The organism is Candidatus Phytoplasma citri (genome assembly GCF_002009625.1).
Taxonomy (GTDB): Bacteria; Bacillota_I; Bacilli_A; order Acholeplasmatales; family Acholeplasmataceae; genus Phytoplasma; species Phytoplasma citri.
Window position 1 is genome coordinate 1 of sequence record NZ_MWKN01000004.1, and the last position, 2,212, is coordinate 2,212.

Sequence of the window (2,212 nt, forward strand, 5' to 3'; positions counted from 1 at the left end):
ACCGCGTTAATCTATCTCGATAAAAGATATGGAAAATCTCATGAGAGAAATTTAATTAAACGTCGTATAAGGGCAATCGTTTATAATTATTCTTCAGTTTTAAAACCTAATGTTTTTTTTATTATTATTATTAAACCGACAGCAAAAAAATTGAACTTTGTCGATTTATCTGTAAAATTATCAGTTTTATTGAGAAAATCTCGTCTTATAAGTTCCTGATAAGGATATTTATTTTATATATGAGTGATGATAAATTTATTTTTTTAAAAAGATTTGTAATTATTTTTTTATTTTGTTTGTTAATAACTGTTAGTATTAGAGAGTTATTTTTTAGTAATAAAAAAATTAATTCTGAACCTAATATTATTGATTTAAAAGTTTTTATAAAAAAAGAAAATAATAGTGATATTTCAGATGATAAATTATTTAATAACTTACTTAAATCAAAAAATTTTGATTTATATGAATGTCAGAAATTTTTAGATATTTTTGTTTGCGAACTTGAAGATAATGGCAATTTAAAATGGTATTTATTAGATAGTAAAAATGGGAATGATTATGTAAAAAAACAATTACAGAAAACAATAAATAAAATATGTTTAGGATTAGAATATTATTTTAGTTTTAATAATTTGAATATCTCTTTAGACCAGAAAATTATTATATTAAAAAAATTTTTTACAGTAATAACAGGAATTAATAGAAGTTATTTTTTAAATCGTTTTGTACAAGAAAAAGATTTTCAAATGTTATTTATAAAAAATATTAAACCTAAAACAAATGTAATCAATTCAATTTCGTCACAAGATTTATTAAAATTTCAAATTTATAAAGATTTGGAGGATAGTAAAGAAATATCTAATCAAGATTATAATAATATTATTCGTTCTAAATATTTAGATTCAGATTCTAAACTTAAAAAAATAAATTTTTTTATTTTAAAAAATGATATTTCTAATAATCCACAATTAGGTTTAAAGATTTTTGTGAATGATCAAGAAGATTTACCTATCCAATGGCCTTCAAAATTAGAGTGGAGTAATTTTTTAGGTTTTGGTTATATTTGGAATTTTTTAATTATTTTTATAGCTTCTTTATTAAATTTTTTTTCTTCTATAGGTTCTCACGGAGTAGATGGTTTTATATTAGGTAATTTAGGATTAGGAATTGTATTAACTACTATTTTAATCCGAACTTTATCATGGCCTATTTATACTAAAACTAATAATTTTGCTTTTAATATGAATTTGGCGCAACCAGAAATTACTAAAATTCAAAACAAATATTCTTTATCTAAAAATCCTATGGAAATAAAAAAAATGCATTTAGAGATTATAAGAATTTATAAAAAGTATAATTTAAATATGTTTTCTAGTTTATTAATGTCTTTTTGCCAAATGTTTTTATTTTTGGCTATGTTTCGGGTTTTACGTCGTTTTCGTATTCCTGGTGGTATTTTTAAAATTTATAATCAAAAATCTTTTTTAGGTGTAATAAATTTACAATTAGAAAATAATAATGATAATTTATTTTTTTCTATATTACTCACTTTAATAACAGGTTTTAGTATGTTTATTTTGAATAAATTAATAATGAAAAATTCTGAAATTATACAAAATAAAAATGTTTTATTAATCTCGAATGAATCTAATATAATCAAACCAGAACAAATGATGAAATTTTTTAGTTATTTGATGATTCTTTTTATGATGTTTTTCTCTTTTCGTGATTCTATGTTATCTTTATATTGGGTTATAGGTAATTCTTATACTATTTTGCAAACACTTATTAATAAACAAATTATATTCAGAAAAATGCAAAAATTAAAAAAATATTAAACAATATTTATAATTTTCGAGATAATTCCTGATTATTTGCCAAAAAATATTCTTTTTGTGTATAATAGATATCAGGAATTAAAATAATATTTTAAAATATTAAAAAATAATTTTATTTTTGAAATTTTTTATATATATATAAAAAAATATATTTTTATCATTAAATTATGTTAAAATCAATTAGTAAGTTTTTTAAGTAAAAAAATATAAATATATTTTATAATTAATAATATTTTAAATGGAGGGATAGCGAAGTGGCTAAACGCAGCAGTCTGTAAAACTGTTCCGAAAGGTACGGCGGTTCGAATCCGTCTCCCTCCACCATATTAGACCATATTAGTTTATTGATCATTACTTCTTTGAAAACTGAAGAT

General features: G+C 20.3%; 2 protein-coding genes and 1 tRNA gene. All 3 read left to right on the top strand.

The window, feature by feature from the left end:
• Positions 1-219 (top strand): ribonuclease P protein component (locus B2G44_RS00325; protein WP_143325089.1); only part of this gene is annotated, 219 nt, incomplete at its 5' end.
• A 20-nt stretch (positions 220-239) separates the two neighbouring features.
• Complete coding sequence (locus B2G44_RS00330) at positions 240-1,838, top strand: YidC/Oxa1 family membrane protein insertase (RefSeq protein WP_078122879.1); 1,599 nt, start codon at positions 240-242, stop codon at positions 1,836-1,838.
• 240 nt (positions 1,839-2,078) lie between these two features.
• Positions 2,079-2,162, top strand: a tRNA-Tyr gene (locus B2G44_RS00335).
• The last annotated feature ends 50 nt before the right edge of the window (positions 2,163-2,212 follow it).

Coding starts and splice junctions, on each gene's coding strand:
- B2G44_RS00330 (WP_078122879.1), top strand. CDS start 240: ATGAGTGATGATAAATTTATTTTTTTAAAAAGATTTGTAATTATTTTT.